This window comes from Klebsiella sp. GFKo11 (assembly GCF_056490265.1).
In genome coordinates this window covers 5,419,026-5,436,902 of record NZ_CM151369.1, presented here as the reverse complement: position 1 = coordinate 5,436,902, position 17,877 = coordinate 5,419,026, and the positions used below count along the sequence as shown (strand labels likewise).

17 protein-coding genes and 1 pseudogene are annotated in these 17,877 nt (G+C 52.3%); 12 read left to right on the top strand and 6 right to left on the bottom strand.

Features of this window, described 5'->3' with window-relative positions:
- Positions 1-127 precede the first annotated feature (127 nt).
- The 8 genes and pseudogenes from AC07P6_RS26110 to AC07P6_RS26075 all read left to right on the top strand — a co-directional run.
- On the top strand, positions 128-2,893 hold the full coding sequence (locus tag AC07P6_RS26110) for a sigma-54-dependent transcriptional regulator (protein WP_478315012.1): 2,766 nt from the start codon (positions 128-130) through the stop codon (positions 2,891-2,893).
- Positions 2,894-2,992: 99 nt separating this feature from the next.
- Positions 2,993-3,415: a PTS sugar transporter subunit IIA gene (locus tag AC07P6_RS26105; RefSeq protein WP_304255729.1), complete on the top strand. Its 423-nt coding sequence runs from the start codon at positions 2,993-2,995 to the stop codon at positions 3,413-3,415.
- A gap of 14 nt (positions 3,416-3,429) precedes the next feature.
- On the top strand, positions 3,430-3,900 hold the full coding sequence (locus AC07P6_RS26100) for a PTS sugar transporter subunit IIB (RefSeq protein WP_182236101.1): 471 nt from the start codon (positions 3,430-3,432) through the stop codon (positions 3,898-3,900).
- A 16-nt stretch (positions 3,901-3,916) separates the two neighbouring features.
- Complete coding sequence (locus tag AC07P6_RS26095) at positions 3,917-4,696, top strand: PTS mannose/fructose/sorbose/N-acetylgalactosamine transporter subunit IIC (RefSeq protein WP_181483727.1); 780 nt, start codon at positions 3,917-3,919, stop codon at positions 4,694-4,696.
- Complete coding sequence (locus AC07P6_RS26090; protein ID WP_182236105.1) at positions 4,674-5,525, top strand: PTS system mannose/fructose/sorbose family transporter subunit IID; 852 nt, start codon at positions 4,674-4,676, stop codon at positions 5,523-5,525. The genes AC07P6_RS26095 and AC07P6_RS26090 overlap by 23 nt, the downstream gene beginning before the upstream one ends.
- Before the next feature lie 12 nt (positions 5,526-5,537).
- The gene (locus AC07P6_RS26085) at positions 5,538-6,599 is read left to right on the top strand and encodes an SIS domain-containing protein (RefSeq protein ID WP_478315011.1); all 1,062 of its coding nucleotides are present in this window, start codon (positions 5,538-5,540) and stop codon (positions 6,597-6,599) included.
- Between the two features lie 17 nt (positions 6,600-6,616).
- Entirely contained in the window at positions 6,617-7,627 is a 1,011-nt protein-coding gene (locus AC07P6_RS26080) for an SIS domain-containing protein (protein WP_478315010.1), read from the top strand.
- A gap of 39 nt (positions 7,628-7,666) precedes the next feature.
- Positions 7,667-8,071: pseudogene (locus AC07P6_RS26075) on the top strand (Rpn family recombination-promoting nuclease/putative transposase); the annotation flags it as partial.
- Positions 8,072-8,124: 53 nt separating this feature from the next.
- On the opposite strand, the gene opgB reads toward AC07P6_RS26075, so the two are convergent.
- From opgB to AC07P6_RS26045, 6 genes are all read right to left on the bottom strand, one after another.
- A complete protein-coding gene (gene opgB, locus AC07P6_RS26070; protein WP_478315009.1) occupies positions 8,125-10,416 on the bottom strand; it encodes a phosphatidylglycerol--membrane-oligosaccharide glycerophosphotransferase in 2,292 nt (763 codons plus the stop codon).
- Positions 10,417-10,671: 255 nt separating this feature from the next.
- Entirely contained in the window at positions 10,672-11,166 is a 495-nt protein-coding gene (locus AC07P6_RS26065) for a YjjA family protein (RefSeq protein WP_478315008.1), read from the bottom strand.
- Between the two features lie 65 nt (positions 11,167-11,231).
- On the bottom strand, positions 11,232-11,969 hold the full coding sequence (gene dnaC, locus AC07P6_RS26060) for a replicative helicase loader DnaC (RefSeq protein ID WP_181486499.1): 738 nt from the start codon (positions 11,967-11,969) through the stop codon (positions 11,232-11,234).
- Between the two features lie 2 nt (positions 11,970-11,971).
- Positions 11,972-12,511 carry a primosomal protein DnaT gene (gene dnaT / locus AC07P6_RS26055; protein WP_182236117.1) on the bottom strand — a complete coding sequence of 180 codons (540 nt, stop codon included), beginning with the start codon at positions 12,509-12,511 and terminating at the stop codon, positions 11,972-11,974.
- A gap of 110 nt (positions 12,512-12,621) precedes the next feature.
- Positions 12,622-13,095 (bottom strand): threonine/serine exporter, encoded by a 474-nt coding sequence (locus AC07P6_RS26050; protein WP_110272712.1) that lies wholly within the window; start codon positions 13,093-13,095, stop codon positions 12,622-12,624.
- The gene (locus AC07P6_RS26045; protein WP_478315007.1) at positions 13,086-13,862 is read right to left on the bottom strand and encodes a threonine/serine exporter family protein; all 777 of its coding nucleotides are present in this window, start codon (positions 13,860-13,862) and stop codon (positions 13,086-13,088) included. The genes AC07P6_RS26050 and AC07P6_RS26045 overlap by 10 nt, the downstream gene beginning before the upstream one ends.
- A gap of 283 nt (positions 13,863-14,145) precedes the next feature.
- On the opposite strand from AC07P6_RS26045, the gene pobA reads away from it, so the two are divergent.
- The 4 genes from pobA to bglJ all read left to right on the top strand — a co-directional run bounded on the left by pobA (position 14,146) and on the right by bglJ (position 17,866).
- Positions 14,146-15,330 carry a 4-hydroxybenzoate 3-monooxygenase gene (pobA, locus tag AC07P6_RS26040; RefSeq protein WP_478315006.1) on the top strand — a complete coding sequence of 395 codons (1,185 nt, stop codon included), beginning with the start codon at positions 14,146-14,148 and terminating at the stop codon, positions 15,328-15,330.
- Positions 15,331-15,351: 21 nt separating this feature from the next.
- Positions 15,352-16,221, top strand: coding sequence for a helix-turn-helix domain-containing protein (locus AC07P6_RS26035; protein WP_478315005.1), 870 nt, complete (start codon positions 15,352-15,354; stop codon positions 16,219-16,221).
- Positions 16,222-16,502: 281 nt separating this feature from the next.
- Positions 16,503-17,225, top strand: a complete 723-nt coding sequence (locus AC07P6_RS26030) for a helix-turn-helix transcriptional regulator (protein ID WP_478315004.1) — start codon at positions 16,503-16,505, stop codon at positions 17,223-17,225.
- The gene (bglJ, locus tag AC07P6_RS26025; RefSeq protein WP_112215088.1) at positions 17,186-17,866 is read left to right on the top strand and encodes a DNA-binding transcriptional activator BglJ; all 681 of its coding nucleotides are present in this window, start codon (positions 17,186-17,188) and stop codon (positions 17,864-17,866) included. Before AC07P6_RS26030 ends, bglJ begins: the two co-directional genes overlap by 40 nt.
- Positions 17,867-17,877 lie beyond the last annotated feature (11 nt).

The window sequence follows — 17,877 nt, the reverse complement described above, 5'->3', positions numbered from 1 at the left end:
TTGTGCGGCGTCCGCGGATTTGGACGCCGTTTTTTTTGTGCTCTGAACCGCAAAAAATGAATTAAGCGCCAATGGTTGACGGATTTCCCTCATCATAAGAGCCTGCGATGGCGATGATGGGGGATGCATGCGTAAAACAGAACTGTTGGCTTTTCTGCAAAATCAGACGGATTTTTTTGATCCGGATAACCTGAGCGAAGTCTTCACGGCCAGCTATCTGGCCCAGCGTTTTGCGATGCAAAGAAATACCGCCAGCCACTATCTGAACCAGCTGGTTACCCAGGATGTGCTGGTGAAGATCAACACTCGCCCGGTCTATTTTCTGCATAAAAAAGCCTTTCGCCAGCAGTTCTTCCCCCTTTCCCGCTGCGAGTACGCCAGCATGGCGGAGCTGCTTGCTGAAAGCGACCGGCAGCCGGAGCAGGCGGATCATTTTTCACTACTGACCGGCCATGATGGCAGCCTGCGTAAGCCCATTGAGCAGATGAAAACCGCGCTGTTTTATCCCAACGGCGGGCTACCGCTGCTGATTACCGGCGACAGCGGCACCGGCAAAAGCTATATGGCGGAGCTGATGCACGAGTTCGCTATCGCTCAGGGATTGCTGGAGCCGGATGCGCCGTTTATCAGCTTTAACTGCGCCCAGTATGCCAGCAACCCGGAGCTGCTGGCCGCCAACCTGTTTGGTTATGTCAAAGGCGCGTTTACCGGCGCGCAGAGCGATAAAGCCGGGGCGTTTGAGGCGGCAAACGGCGGTATGCTGTTTCTTGATGAAGTCCATCGCCTGGATGCGCAGGGGCAGGAAAAGCTTTTCACCTGGCTGGACCGCAAGGAGATCTATCGGGTGGGGGAAACGGCGCAGGGACTGCCGATTTCGCTGCGGCTGGTATTTGCCACCACCGAAGATATTCACAGCACCTTTCTGACCACTTTTATTCGCCGCATTCCAATCCTCGTCAGCCTGCCGGATTTGCAAAACCGCAGTCGTCACGAGAAAGAAGCGTTAACGTTGCAGTTTTTCTGGCAGGAGGCGCGCACGCTCGCCGCCCGGCTCCAGCTGACGCCGCGGCTTTTACAGGTGCTGGCTCACTATGTTTATCGCGGCAACGTGGGTGAACTGAAGAACGTGATTAAGTACGCGGTGGCGTCGGCATGGGCTAAATGCCCCGGTAGCGAGGTGCTTAACGTCACTTTGCATGACCTGCCGGAAAATATCATGGCCGCAACGCCTGCGCTGAGTGAACCGATGGGCCAGGAGGAGCCGCTGCTCGTCGAACCGCAGACCAGCCTGGTCTGGCTGCTGCGCGCGCGCGACCCGGTGCAGGGGCTGATTTACGATACTCAATGCCGCGTTCTGGCGCTGTACGAGGCGGTGCTGAGTAAAAAAATGCACTGGGAAGAGGCGCAAAAAAGCATGGGCGAGGAGATTGAAACCCTCTTTGACCGGCTAATTTTTGATAATCACGATGCCAACAGCTCGCATATGCTGTTGCTGATCACCCACCAGGTGCGGGAAGAGTTTTATCGCCTTGAAAAGCGTTTCAATATCCAGTTTAACGGCAACTGTATCTACGCCCTGAGCCACTACCTGATACATCGTTCCCGCCAGGCACAGTCCCGGATGAGCAGCGAGAAAAGCCGCCAACTGGAGGACTTTCTGGCGCAGAAATTCCCGCTGCTATATCGCTTTTGCGAAGAGATCCTCGCCGCGCTGGCGCTGAAGTTGGATATCGAGCCCCGGCGCATTGACCTGTTGTTATTGGTGTTGTGGCTGCAAAAAACCGGCGCAATCAGCCAGCAGCAGGTGACTCGCGCGATAATTGTGGCCCACGGCTACGCCACCGCCAGCAGTATCGCTAACGTGGCGAACCGGCTGTTGAAAAACCAGCTGTTTGAGTCATTTGATATGCCGCTCGACGTCACGCCGGAGGCTATCGCTGACCAGGTGATAAGCTACATTGAGAGCCACGCGCTGGCCTCCGGGCTGATCATTCTGGTCGATATGGGTTCTCTGAAGGCGATTCATAGCCACTTTAACCGCCGCCTGACCACCCCGATGGCGATTATTAATAACGTCTCGACCGGGATGGCGATGTACGTTGGCGAGCGCATTTTACAGGGCGATATGCTGGAGGATATCGTCCGTGAGATTGGCGATGACCTCGCGGTTGAGCATCAGCTCTATTACCCGCAAACCGACAAACCGCGGGCGATTCTCACGACCTGCGCCACCGGTCTGGGCGCGGCAGCTAACTTGTCGGCGCTGTTAAAAGCCAGCATTCCTGAATCCCTCGGCATTGATATTGTCGCCTGCGATGTGGAAACGCTCGCCGATCCCGCACGGCGGGAGTCGATGCTGAGCCGCTACGAGGTGCTGGCGATCGTCGGCACCCTGGATCCGCATCTGGCCGAACTGCCGTGGATCTCGCTCGATTCGCTGATTTCAGGCGAAGGAAGCCGGCCGCTGATGCGTATCTTCGGCGAACTGGCGACAGCGGAGCAGGTCAGCGAAATCAATAACCTGATCCTGAAGAATTTCTCGCTGCGCAGGGTGATCGAGTCGGTGACGATCCTCGATACCGGGAAGGTGATCAATCAGGTTGAGCAGTTTTTACTGCGCTATGAGCACCTGGCCGGCTGCGATGTGCCCAACGATCGTAAGGTGGCGCTGTATGTGCATATAAGCTGTCTGATTGAGCGGTTAATTCGCAACGCTTCACCGACCCATTACTCGGGAAGGCAGTGTCCGCAGAGTGAGCTGGTTATTCTACGCGAGGCCTTTAGTGTCATTGAGAGTGGGTATAGTGTCAAAATCCCCCCGGTTGAGCTGTATTACATTCACGATATCCTGACGCGGGAAACGGAATTTATTCAGGAAGATCAAGAGTTTTAATTCCTTTCGTCTTTTCGTTCTTACGTTAACCGGCGCGCCACTGTTTCTGGCACGCCGGTTGCAATTAAGAAAGCAGTGGAATGCGCTTTCGAGGTAAGGATGAAACGACACTATATTTTTGCCAGCCATGGCACCTTTGCTAACGGTCTGTTGAACTCCGTGGAGCTGATCCTCGGTAAACAGCCGAATATTTATACCCTGTGCGCCTATGTGGAGGAGGAAGTCGATCTGACGCAGCAGGTGGAGACGCTGCTGGCGCGTTTTCCCGCCGAGGATGAACTGATAGTGATTACGGATATCTTCGCCGGTAGCGTCAATAATGAGTTTGTGCGCTTTTTATCGCGCCCACACTTTCATTTATTGTCCGGTTTAAATCTGCCATTAATTATTGACCTGCTTATTTCGGCAGGGGAAGAAAATACCGAAAAGCTAATTTCTGAAGCATTAATAAGCGCCAAAGAGAGCATTCAGTACTGCAATCAGACGATTGCCAGTGCGATGACCACTGATAAAGACTTCTGAAATGAGGGAACACTATGATTACGCTTTTAAGGGTAGACCATCGATTACTTCACGGACAGGTAGCCTTTTCCTGGACGCAATATGTCGGTGCCGATTGTATTTTGATCGCTAACGATAATGTCCCTAACGATGAACTGCGTAAAACGACGATTAAACTCGCTAAGCCGCCGTCGGTAAAACTGGTGATTAAAAATATTGATGACTCCATTGAGGCAATTAAAAGCGGCGTTACCGATAAATATAATTTATTTATTGTTGTTGAATCGGTGGACGATGCCTGGCGTATTGCCAATGCGGTGGGAAATATCAAGAGCATTAATCTTGGCGGGATTAAAGCGAAAGAGGGCAGCCAGAATATCTCTAAGGCAATTAATTTACTGCCAAAAGAAATAGAACAGCTGCAACAACTGGTTGGGAATGGCGTTGAGGTTGAAATTCGCCAGGTCCCTAACGATCGCAAACAGCTTTTTGCGGAATGTGTTTAATTCCGGAGGACAGATTATGGTAGAGGCTCTGTTACTCGGTCTGGTGGCGTTTATTGCGCAATCAGAATACGCATTGGGGACGTCGCTGATTTCACGGCCTATCGTCACCGGGCTGCTGACCGGGCTGGTGCTCGGGGATGTGCAGACCGGCGTGATCATGGGTGCGACGCTGGAGCTGGCCTTTATTGGCTCCTTCTCCGTCGGCGCGTCGATCCCGCCTGATGTGGTCACCGGCGGCATTCTTGGGGTGGCGTTCGCCATTACCTCCGGCGCGGGAACGGAAACGGCGCTGCTGCTCGGCCTGCCGATTGCCACCCTGACGTTGATCCTGAAAAACGTCTATCTGGGGATGTTTATTCCGATGCTTAGCCAGAAGGCTGACGGCTATGCGGAACAAGCGGATACGCGCGGCATTGAACGAATGCATCTGATTGCCGGTTTTGGGTTGTCGTTGATGCTGGCGACGGTGGTGACCGTGTCGTTCCTGGTCGGCAGCAATGCGGTGAAATCCCTGCTCGATACGATCCCGGAATTTATCAAACACGGACTGAGCGTGGCGACCGGAATTATTCCTGCGCTGGGCTTCGCGATGCTCGCCAGATTACTGATTAATAAGAAGGTCGCGCCGTACTTTTTCCTCGGCTTCGTGCTGATGGCCTACCTGAAAATCCCGGTGACCGGCATCGCCATTCTCGGCGCCATCGTGGCGGTAGTGATGGTTAACGTCACCGCGTTTAGCTCACCTCGTACGACGACAGAACAAGGAGTCAGCGATGACGACGAAGATGATTTCTGAAGAGACCCTACCGCCGCAGGAGCAGGAAGAAACCCGTATTACGCCGCGTGATTTACGCCGGGTGTTCTGGCGCTCCTTCCAGATGGAGTTCTCCTGGAACTATGAGCGGCAGATGAATCTCGCCTTTGTTTACGCGCTGATTCCGGTGCTGAAAAAGCTCTATCCGCGCAAAGAGGAGCTGGCTGGAGCATTAAAACGGCATCTGGTTTTCTTTAATACCACGCCGCATATCGTCACCCTGTTGCTGGGGATCACCACGGCGATGGAGGAGAAAAATAGCCAGCAGAAAAACATGGATGCCAACGCGATTGATAACGTCAAAGCGTCGCTGATGGGGCCGCTGGCCGGGCTGGGGGACTCCTTCTTCTGGGGCACTCTGCGCCTGATCGCCACCGGTATTGGCACCAGCCTGGCTCTGAAGGGCAACATTCTTGGGCCGATTCTATTTCTGCTGGTGTTTAACGTGCCGCATATTCTGGTGCGCTGGCTGTTTACGCGCTGGGGTTATGTACTGGGAACCGGGGTGCTACAGCGGATCCAGAAGAGCGGAATGATGGAGAGCCTGACCTACGGGGCGTCGATTATCGGTCTGATGGTGGTGGGGGCGATGACCGCTTCAATGATTGATATCACCATCCCCATTTCTTTCGGCGCCGGGGAGGCGAAGACGCAGGTGCAGGACATTATCAACGACATTATGCCCTGCATGCTGCCGTTGGTGAGTTTCGGCATTGTCTACTGGCTGCTGGGGCGCAAGGTTAAGCCGCTCTCTATCATCGGCGGTATGGCGCTGGTGGGTATTGCGGGCTCGTGGATTGGATTGTTTTAACGGGAGTGAGCTATGAAACCAACGATGATGACTTACATCAGTGAAGAATCCGCCTGCCTGACGCAGATCCTTCGCGACTACCGGCAAAAGCTGGCGGCGATTGACACCTTTGCTCGCCAGTACCCGGTGCGGCGTATTCTGCTGCTGGCGACCGGATCGTCGCTAAATGCCGCCCTTTGTGCACGCTATTTTTTTGAACAACGCTTCGGCGTGCTGGTTGAAATTAAAGAGCCGTACAACTTCACCCATTACGAAGCTATCGACCCGCATACCGACCTGGTGGTGGCGATTTCGCAGAGCGGAAAAAGCGCCTCGACGCTGGAGGCGATGCGTAAAGTGCAGGCGGCGAATCTACCGGTTTTTGCTTTGACCTCCGATCCGCAAAGCCCGATAGCACTGGCCTGCGACGGGGTGCTGGATATCAATACCGGCATCGAGAGCGTGGGGTTTGTCACTCGAGGATTTAGCGCCACGGTGCTGAATTTGCTGCTGATGGCGCTGATAATTGCCCGCAGCCAGGGGAAAGCTAGCGAGGCTGAGGAGCAGCGCTATCTTGCCGAATTGCAGCGTCTGGCGGCGGCGATCCCGGATGTGATTGTCCGCACTTCGCGTTTTATCGACCTGCATGGTGAAACGCTGCGCGGCGGCGAGCGCTTTGTCGCCACTGGCTATGGCGCGCTGGTTGGGGTGGCGAAGGAGTTCGAAACCAAATTTACCGAGACGGTACGCGCGCCTTCCAGCGGTTTTGAGCTGGAAGCGTATATGCACGGCCCTTATCTGGAGGCCAATGCCCATCATGTGATGCTGTTTATTGAAGACGCGCCGGATGAGCGCACCCGCGCGCTGCGCGATTATATGGCGCCGTCCATTGCCCAGGCCTTTACGTTGACGCTGAACGGTGAGGAAGATGGGCAAACGCTGGCGCTAAACTGTCCGTGTGAACATCACCTGGCGCCGTTGCTGCTGATTGTGCCGATCCAAATGCTCGCCTGGCATACCGCCGGACTCAAGGGCATCGATCTTGCAATACGTATTTTTGACGATTTTGACCGCGTATTAAAAAGTAAAATCTGATTATTCAGGAGAAAACTATGTTGGGTTTTAATCAGGACGAGTACCTGACCAGTGCTCGCGAGATAATCTCTGCGCGCCAACAGGCAGAAAACGTCGCCGACGATATTTATCAGAGTGGCTGTAGTGCATTATTTTTTGTTTCAGTAGGCGGTTCTTTAGCTCCGATGATGGCCATTAATGAGTTTGCTAAAGAATTAACCGGGCTGCCGGTTTATCTTGAACAAGCGGCGGAATTAATTCATCACGGACATAAAAAATTAAATAAAGATGCGGTTGTTGTGACGTTATCAAAATCGGGCGATACCAAAGAGTCGGTAGCGATTGCTGAATGGTGCAAGGCGCAGGGAATTCGCGTCGTGGCGATTACACGTAATGCTGATTCACCATTAGCTGAGGCCGCCAGCTGGCATATTCCGATGTGCCACAAGAACGGCGTGGAATATGAATATATGCTGCTGTACTGGTTATTCTTCCGCGTGATTTATCGTCATGGCGAGTTTGCTGATTATGACCGTTTTGCCAGCCAACTGGAATTGCTGCCGGAAAATCTGCTGCAGGCCAAGCGCCAGTTCGATCCGCAGGCGGATAAAATCGCTGCGCAATATCATACCAGCGATTACATGATGTGGATTGGCGGGGCGGAGATGTGGGGGGAAGTCTACCTGTTCTCGATGTGTATTCTCGAAGAGATGCAGTGGAAGCGAACCAAGTCGGTGAGTTCGGCCGAGTTTTTCCACGGCACTCTGGAGCTGCTGGAGAAAGAGGTTCCGCTGTTCCTGGTGAAGGGCGAGGGCAAATGCCGGGCGCTGGACGAGCGCGTCGAACGCTTTGCTGAGAAGATAACCGATCACCTGGTGGTTATCGACCCGCGCGACTATCCGCTGAACGGCATTGATGACGCTTTCCGCTGGATTATGGCGCCGTGCGTGGTGTCCACCCTGCTGGTGGACAGGCTGGCGGCCCACTTTGAACACCACACTGGTCACGACCTGAATATCCGCCGTTATTACCGACAGTTTGATTACTAAGTCTTGTCTATGGCGGTCAGCTTGCTGGCCGCCGCGCTATTACTTGAGCTAATGCAAAAGCATATTCGCCAGCGCGATCTCACTGGGATCACAGAGTCGTTGGCGGCTGTTGTGATGCTGGGATACACTAACCGTCGGCAGCTGAGAATGCTGTTTCACTATATGCTGCAGTACGGTAATACCACCGATCCGAGCGTGTTTATCCGCCGGCTGGCCCGCCGTCTGCCACAGTATGAGGAGAGGTTGATGTCTATCGCTCAACAACTTAAGCAAGAAGGCCGTCAGGAAGGCCGGGAAGAAGGACACCTGGAGGGCTTAGAGGAAGGGAGCCGACGCGAGGCGCTGCGCATTGCCAGCAGTATGCTGCAAGACGGCTTAGATAAAGAGACGGTGCAGCGGATCACTGGGCTTTCGGCGGATGAGCTAAAGCCGCTGCATTGTTGATGTCCTGACCCTAAAACAATAGCCCGGCTTAAAAACCGCCGGGCGCGCTTGTTTTACCCTTCGCTTTTCACCACTTTGATTTCAACCATGCCGATACCCAACTGGCGTGGGGAGTGGCCGAGAATATTGCCCTCGTTGGTTGACTGCGGATCCGGCGGCGCAATAGTTAAGGTATTGCTGCGCGACGGATTATCGAAGTGCAGGGTAGTTGTGGTGACATCATTGGCCAAAGTGAGCGTTTGCTCGCTATCGCCGACGCGTACCGGAATCGGTTTATTGGCATTCGGTCCGTAGGCTTTGGCGGTAATGACCAGATCGAATTTCTCCGGCAGCGGCTCTTTATATTCAATTTTCACTTCATTGCCGAGCTGCGCGTTGGACCAACGTCCCCATGATTCCGGGCGGGAAATACCGCTGAATTGTTTTACTTCCTCAGGCGCACCGGCGACGTTGAAGACAAAGCTGTCGGCCTTGTAACGGATGTTGTTATCGACAATTTTCAAGGTATCGACATTGCCTTTATAGCGCTCCATATCGATAAGGGTATCTTTGAACGCCGTCTTGCCTTGCCACTGGGCTTTGTCTACGCGCTGGACTTGCTGTTCGCCGCCCAGTTGGCCCTGCGATACGCACCAGTCGGTGGAGATCGCCAGCTCCGGCGACCATAGCTGGCCCATCTTGTAGCAGCGATCAACCCACACAAAGTTATCGCGAGGGGCGAAATCTGCCAGCTGGAAGCGCAGCGGGGCGGAGTATTCGCTTTCCGGCAGCGGCTCAACGCGCTTATCTGAAATCCGCAGCAGTAGCGGCAGGCGGAAATGACTGCCGGAGAAGGAAATCATATTCTTCTGCGAATCGACGGTGAAATTCTTCATCTCTTTAGGGAAGTTCCACAGGCGGATGACGTCGGGCTTCCACGCCAGTACTTTCTCTTTCATATTGAGGAAAATCGCCGAAAGCGACTCTGCGGACAGGCTGCTGCGTCCGAGGCCAATAAAGTTATCGCCGCCGAGGATATCCAGCACCGTCGCGCCGTTGTCCATGGTATTACGCTTAACCGCCAGCGTATCTTGCTGGGGTTCATCACCGCGCAGGACGAAAAACAGGTTGCTGCGATCCTGTTTATTCAGATAATCCCAGGCGCTGTTTTTCATCGCCAGGTGATCGGAAGAAACCACGATGACCGTATTTTTGAACCACGGCGAGGCTTTAATTTTCTCAATTAGCGCTGCGATATGCTCCTGGCTGCAGGAAACGGCGCTGAACGAAAGGTTCTTTTTGCCGTCCATGTCGTAGCTTTTGCGCTGGCAGGTACGGGAGATAAAGCCATCCGGATGATGAGTGTCGACCGTCAGAGCAAACAGCGAAAAGCGCTTCCCGGATTGCGAAAGCTCTTCGAATTTTTTCCACGTTTCATCAAGGACGGTGTCGTCGTAGAAACCCCAGTCGTTACGGTAAGTTGGATCGGCAACCGTTGATTTCAGCTCTTCCGCCCCGTACAGGTGATCGAAGCCGTGAGATTTCAGGAACACATCTTTTCCGGCGAAGCGCAGGTTCGCTCCCTGGACGAAGTAGTTTTCGTAGCCGGAGTTTTTCAGGATATCGCCCAGGCAGATATTCTGTGGGAAAAAGCTGGAGACCGAAGCGGAGGCGTTACCTTCGAACGGCGCAAACAGTGGGATTCCGCACTGGGAGGCAACCATTCCGGCAATGGTGTAGTCGGTACCCGGAAGCTGAGCGGTATTGCTGAAGTCCAGCCCCTCGTTTTTGAGTTTGCCGAGTTCAGGAGTCAAATTGGGGAACGCATCGTTATCAAAATAAGTGCGCTCAAGGCTTTCACCGTAGATATATACCAGGTTCAGCTTCGGATTAGCTATGCTCTTCGCGGGCTCTTTGTAGTAAGCCACGAAATCCGGATCGCCATCGCGCGACTGGGATTTGACCAGCTCGCTAATCTGGCGGAAGGCCGGGCTGGCATCCACTGACGCCAGTGCCAGAACCAGCGCCACCAGACTATAACCAAAATGATGAGGATGATGCCGGCGGCGGCGCAGTACCCAGCCGAGCGCGCCGAATACGGCGACCAGCGCCACGACCAGACCAACGCCCGGCAGAATATATTTGCTCACGCCTGCGCCCGTCAGGCTGTTGGTCAACGTATAGAGTACCGCGTCATTAATACCGTCGCCGGTGAAGTAATCGCTGGCGTAGAGGGTAATGTTGAGAATAACGAACAGGCCCAGCACCGTGAGCGTGGCGGCGAACCACCAGGTATTACGACCGGCTTTTAATGCGTAAATCATCACCGAAGCAAGAAACAGGGCGATGGATAACAACTCTGACACAGCTCATCCTCATTCACGCCAGTTGTCGGCTGGCCAGATAGATCTTTTTTCACGCTACACTGTAATTGCAGCGCCATATCGCCGCAATTGTATCGTCATGAATTTGTGCTGTGGTTCAGAATTGGTTTAGAAATCGCCGTTTTTGACTCGCCTCATATCATATATGAAGGGGGCTCAAGGAGCAGAGATGTTAAAAATCAGCGCTGTGGCCGCGCTGGCGGAACAACAGTGCCAAACGCGGCATTAAGAGGAGGATCAGGAGAGGAAGCTAACGCCCTGTTTTAATACCAGATCGCAGGCTTTAGTTTTTACTTTCTCCGCCAGCGGGCTGCTGCCGAGGGTATTTAAATTCAACTGCTGGCCGTCTTTATTACTCAACAGCCCCTGAAGACCATCAAGATAGCTGGTATCTTCTTTTTGTTTTTCTGGCGTGCTCAGACCCAGTTTATCCAGAACCTGATTTTTGACGTTTTCGGTATTTGTCACCGAGGCCAGCTTCTGTTTCGCGCAGTAAGACATAATCCCGGCGGCATTATTCATGCTGCTGGAGGTTAGCGACTGGTTGCCACCGTTCAACAGGCTGGTGAGCGATGAGAGCGACATGCCGCCGCTTTGCTGGCTACCGCTTTGGCTGCTGAGCTGGTTAGCGGCGCTGGAAAGAGAATCCTGCCAGGAGGTGGCGTGGGCACCGAAAGTCATTAAAGCACCCGCCGCCACTACCGTGCGGAACAACATTTTTGCAGATTTCATAGACATACTCTTCGCCGTAACGGAATAATGTTTTCAGTATAACGCTGGCGGAGTTAAGAAATATCTTAATACTCTTTTCCGGTCACGCGATCGCGATAGCTATCCCAGTTAAAATTGACCCATAGGCTATTTCCCAGACGCATACGATCCATGACACGTTCGCCGAGCAGCTTATTCATTTCTTCCATAGTGCTGTTGGTGAGCATGCCGGTAGGGCGCTTCGACGAGGAGCGGCGATCGACAATCTGGTTAATGATGACTTTCTCGTAGCGTGACTCCGTTTGCATACCAATTTCGTCTATCACCAGTAAATCGACCTTGCTCAGGTCGGTGAGAAGCTGCTCTTCGCTGGTTTCCCGATTGCCGAATGTATCTTTCATCGCAGACATAATATCGGCGACGGTAATAATCAACACCGACTTGCCCCGCAGCAGCAGCTCATTGCAGATGGCGGCGGCGAGGTGATTTTTACCGGTGCCAGGCTTGCCCGAGAAAATAAAGCTGGCGATATTGCCGTCGAACTCTTCGACGTACTGGCGCGCTCGGGAAAGTGCGATCATCTGGCCTTCACATTCCACCCGATAGTTATCCAGAGAGCAGTTCTGGTGCAGTGGGCGGATACCGGAGCGGTTAAACGTTCGCTGCATTTTCATGGCGCGGTTTTCACGCTCCAGTGCTTCCGAACGCAGCTTGCCTTGTTCTTTTTGCCATGCCAGTAGCTCTTCACCTGTCTTAAACGCGGGTTCGACATGGGCTGGCATCATCTTTTGCAGGCGCTTCATTAAATCGCCGACATTTTTCATGCTCATCCTCGGAATCCTCGTGGAATATGGTTATCAGGTTCGCTAATCGCGTTGACGTCGCGTCGCGGCTGGCCGCCGTTGCTGGCTCTGCCAATCTGCACGCTGCGCGCCAGCTTCTGCTGCCACTGGACATGATGGAAGACTTTACCTTCCGCCTGCCAGTAGGTGACAAACGCGGCGAGTTCTTCCGGCGTGACCGGCTGGCTCAGGGCGATACCCCAGAGCGCGGCCAGGCGCTGAAAGTCTGCATCCGGCTGCCAGTCGGCGTACATCGGGAATTTTCCCATCGGTACCGCAACAGGGACCGCCGTTGGCTCATCAAAAAACTGCGCGTCCAGGGCAATGTCGCTATTGGGGCGCGAGAGTTTTGCTTCCAGCTCTAGCAACTGAGCCAGACGCTCCGGCGTCAGCGCATAGAATGCGGGGGCGTTGTTGGCAAATACTGCGACGGCGCCGCTGGTCGATTTTGCCAGTACCGCTGCGTGATCCTGCATGAAGTCATCCAGACCGCTAAAATCGGTAGTTAATACTCGTGAAGACATAAATCAATCTCAACTCTGAACAACTAATATAGAAAGGGGGTAACTGCACACATAGTAGCACAGAGGTCGCTCTGGAAGGAGCGCCGCAGGTGACCCCGCGGCGCGCTCGGCTATACGCGCGGGCGCTTGCGATACAGCCAAAGCCCTGGAATAGAAAGACCGATAGATAACGCGCCAACAATAGATGAGGCTTTGAGAAAGTTACTCAACAGCATAATCATCATCTCTTCTGAGTAACCAAAATGGCTGATTTTTACCGCCGAGATCATCGCGGTATAGGCGGAGATACCGGGAAACATCGGAATGACCGCCGCAACGGTAAAAATTTTTGGGTGCGCCAGATACCAGCGGGACCATTGGATCCCGATACTGCCAACCAGCAGAGCAGCAAGGAAAGTCGCCCATTCGATATTAAAGCCCGCCGTCATCATCACCATGCGCGAACCATGACCGATAGCGCCCAACAAAGCACACCAGCGCAGCGCGCGCTGCGGTACGTTAAATACCATGGCGAAGCCAACGGCGGGAATAGCGGCCAGGGCCATATCCTGCAGCAGGGCGAAGAGATACATGATTATGCCCATCCGCGTAATCCCCACATCGTCATTGCCATTACCACGCCAATACAGGTGGCGAGGGTGAGCAGACTGGCGATAGCCCAGCGGGCCAGGCCGGTATTGATATGCCCTTTAAACATGTCGGCAACGGAGTTAATCAGCGGGAAGCCGGGTACCAGCAATAGCACGCTGGCGGCCATTGCTACCGTCGGCGTCGTGGTGAAAATAGGCAGGCGCAGCATGAGCCCAGAAATTGTGGTCGCCACAAAGGCAGTAAGGCAGAAGTTAATCTGCGGATGCATTGAGCGATGGGTTAACAACTGGCGAATATACATTGCTACTGAACTGGCGCAAAAGGTGACGAGAGCACCATCCCAGCCGCCGTTATTGAGTTTGCAGAAGCAGGCACAGGAAAGGCCAACCATAACAACCAGCAACCAGCGCGGATAGCGCAGCGGTTTGATTTGAGCAAAGCGTTTTTCAACATCTTTATAATCCAGTAACTTATGCTCCGCCATGATGACAATATGCTGAACCTCCGTGACAACGTGCATGTTGATGCCGCGATCGGTATTTTTTCGCGTTGACGTCAGGCATTCGCCATCCTTTATTGTTGTGAGCACGATCGCGTTAGAGGAAATCGCGCTTTCAACGCTATCCATACCCAACGCCCGGCCCAAACGTGTTGAAAGCTCTTCAACCAGTGCGCTCTCTGCGCCGTGCTGTAATAAGAAAAGACCACATTGAATGCACAATCGCGTGATTGCGCGCTGAGTTGCCCTATCTGCTTGCATAAATACCTGCTGTCCGTGATGCCCGATGCCGTAGTGTCTGTCGATACTTTTACCTGAAGTCTTGCTTTATCTGAGCGGTCAGGATCAAACAATGTGTAAAAAATCACCCGCCCTGCTGACCTCCTGGAATTTGATCCCTGCCGCATTTTCGTAAAATTGGTGAAAAGTGCAATTTTTGTACTCATTCTTCCCTTCTTTTTCCCCTCCGACTTATCAAAAATGCAAATTGGAACTTTTAATAAACAAAAAACAAACAAATAATTAACCATGCTGAGGTGACCCTATGAGAACACAGATTGCGATTATCGGAGCGAGTCCTTCCGGACTGCTGTTAGGGCAGTTATTACATCGCGCCGGGATCCAAACCGTCATCCTCGAACGGCAAACGCCAGAGTACGTGCTGGGGCGGATCCGCGCGGGGATTCTGGAAAGTGGAACGGTGGATTTGCTGCGTGAAGCAGGGGCTGCCCGGCGGATGGATGCGGAAGGGCTGGTACATCATGGGGTTGAGTTTTTGTTTGACGGCAAGCGCGTGCCGGTTGCTCTGACGGAGCTTACTCAAGGTAAAAGCGTGATGGTTTACGGTCAGACCGAAGTGACGCGGGATTTAATGGCGGCGCGGGCGGAATGCGGAGCACCGATTATTTATGGCGTCAGCGATGTCACGATTAATGATGCGAAAAGTGACCGGCCGTCCGTCTCTTTTGTCAGCAACGGCGAAAAACATCTGCTGGAGTGCGATTTTATTGCCGGTTGCGACGGATTTCACGGCGTTTCCCGACAAAGTATCCCGTCAGGGGTTCTTAAAGAGTATGAAAGCGTCTGGCCGTTTGGCTGGCTGGGGCTGCTGGCCGATACGCCACCAGTTAACCCGGAGCTGATTTATGCCCATCATGAGCGCGGCTTTGTACTGTGTAGTCAGCGCTCACTAACTCGAAGCCGCTACTATTTACAGGTACCGCTAAGCGAAAAGGTTGATGACTGGGCTGATGAACGTTTCTGGGAAGAGTTGAAGCTGCGCTTGCCCGATGAGCTGGCTACCAGGTTAGTGACTGGTCACTCACTTGAGAAGAGTATTGCGCCGCTACGCAGTTATGTGGTGGAACCCATGCAATATGGGAGGCTATTTCTGGTAGGGGACGCGGCGCATATCGTTCCGCCTACCGGGGCGAAAGGATTGAATCTGGCAGCATCTGATGTGAACTATTTGTGGCGAATCCTACGCGAATATTACCACCATGGTCGCGCTGACCTGTTGGCAAGCTACTCCCGCTTCGCCCTGGACCGCGTGTGGAAAGGTGAGCGATTCAGCTGGTTTATGACTCGCCTGTTGCATGATTTCCCGCAACAAAGCGAGTTTGATAGAAAAATGCAGGCGGCAGATCGTCGCTATTATCTTGAGTCTCGTGCTGGGCTCACCACTATCGCTGAAAACTACGTCGGTCTGCCGATCGAGCGCGTGGCATAAGCGAAATGAGTAGGAGGCGTCATGCAGGCAGCGAAAACCGTTCCCGTTTTTAAACTGTATGGCGAAGATCGCGGCTGGCCAACTCCCGACCTCCTGCACTGCGAATCGATACTTCAGCGTAGTCGTCTGTATGAATGGCATATCCGCGTGCATCAGCATGCTGAGCTGGTGCAGCTGCTTTATCTGCATAAAGGGCGGGCGGAAATCGAAATCGAAGGGGCAACCGCGGTGATGACTGAAGCCTGCATTCAGGTTGTTCCTGCGCTTTGTATTCACGGGTTTCGGTTTTCTCCGGGCACGGAAGGATACGTTTTGTCACTGGCGCTACCGCTGCTCAGACGTTTTGAAAACCAGTTTGGTCGTCAGTTGGATGTACTCGGTCAGCCACAATGCGTGTCGGTGAAAGAGTCCCGGAGTCATATCCGGGCGCTGTTTACTGCTTTACGGGAAGAGTACAGCGAGGATCATGATGCGCGCGAAATGATGCTGCATTCGTTGCTGGGTGCATTATTGGTATGGCTGAACCGACAGTATCTCCCAGCGCGGATAGCGGAGGACAAAGCTGAACGTAAGCGTAGCGTTATGCGCCATTTCTCTCGCCTCATTGAAAGCCATTATCGTGAACATATGCCTTTAATAGAGTATGCCAAGCTGGTGGGGCTCTCTGCGACTCACCTGAATTATTTATGCCGTGAATTTTACGGCTGCAGCGCGCTGGGGGTTTTACATCAAAGGTTGATGCTTGAGGCGCGCCGTAACCTGCAATACACCAGCATGACTATTGCGCAACTTTCTGATTATTTAGGATTTACTGATGCCGCTTATTTCTCCCGTTTTTTTCGGCGCTATAACGGTGAATCGCCTAAAGCATTTAGGAAAAATATAAAATAAAAAAACCTTTATTTAATTTATCTTAAGTTAGTGTAACTAACGAAGGTTTTAATCATTTCTAATTTATTGCTGACAATCACCTGTGTTAATGTTAATCATTGGCATGGATAACAGCAATATGTTGCTCACCATAATATTACATTGGCTTTAGAGCGTGATGTCAACACGCTTGCCAGGGACGATAAAGATTCATTTTGGCAAAATAATTAAGATGGATACTCAATTATCTATCAGGTTATTTTTCTGCCGGGCGTGAATCTTCGACAGGAAGCGGAGGGTTTATGTTACCAGGACAGGGTAAGTTCGGCATCACTATCAGCAGAATACCGGTCATGCAGTCCGGATTGAAAGCAATCGTTGGGGAGCATCTCCCTGATTATGAACTGAGTTTTTGTCGTTCCCAGGACGAGTTAACCCTACTTCAATTACGTCGCGCAGTGTTGGTCATCGCCGATTTATCTGGCGAAATTGAGCAGCCAAGAAATATTTGTGAACATTACTATTCTTTAATGACTCAGTACAGGGATATACACTGGGTCTTCATGGTTGGAAGCGCCTGCTTCCCATTAGCTGTTGAGTTATTAATGCGGCCTGAAAGCACATTAATATCTGATAGCGAACCAGTGAAGCGTTTAATTGAAGTCGTTCGTGCTGGTGGCCTTGCCGCCGAGAGAATTAGTCAGACCTTATTCTCACCAGAGGTGGCGAATATTGGCGAAGAGCAGCAAAAGTTGGTCATTCTGACGCTTTCTGAGCGTAAGGTCCTGAGGCTTCTTGCCAAAGGGTGGGGAATTAATCAAATTGCTGCGTTATTGAAAAAAAGTAATAAAACCATAAGCGCGCAAAAAAATAGTGCGATGCGCCGTTTGTCTTTGCGCAGTAATGCAGAGATGTATGCCTGGATTAATAGTGCACAGGGAATGAAGGAGCTGAATATTTATTCAGCCTATGGAGACCAATCGGAATGGAAAAAGATCTCACAACACGATATGTCGCTGTCGTAGAAAAATGCGCGATGACTGAAGTGGCTCTTCGCCACATATTAACTCGTGAAAGCGGCAAGAATTATAGTGTCCGCTTCTTTAAAGATACTCAGGCATTAAAGCGAGAACTTAAATCTAAAGATTTTACTGCGATTATTTTTTCACTTTCTGGTAATCGCAGGTCCCGACTGGAGAGTTTACTTTTTCTCCACGAAATTGCGCGTTATTGTCCTGAAATGCAGAGAATTGTCTTAGCTACTGATGAAGCGGAAATGCGACTGATTAGTCACCTTACGCCTTCCCGTTTGCATGGTATTTTTAATAAATCAGCTTGTCGTATACAGTTACAGGAACGGTTGCTTCAGCTCCTCGACCATAGTCATCAGGCCAATGAGAGCGTTGTAAACCAAAAACAAGGTTTATGTAACCAAATTCTGAGCCCGACGGAACATACTATTCTGCGCTATATGTCTTACGGTTATTCGTTGCCTGAAATTGCGACACAGCTGGAGCGAAACATCAAAACTATTCGCGCTCATAAATTTAACGCTATGACCAAACTTGGCGTCAGTTCAGATATGGGCCTCCTGAGCGCAGCAGATATTCTGATGCGCTTGTCAGCGAATAACGATGATACCAGAGGTATGCGGCTCGCCCTGTAGCGTTAGCCGTT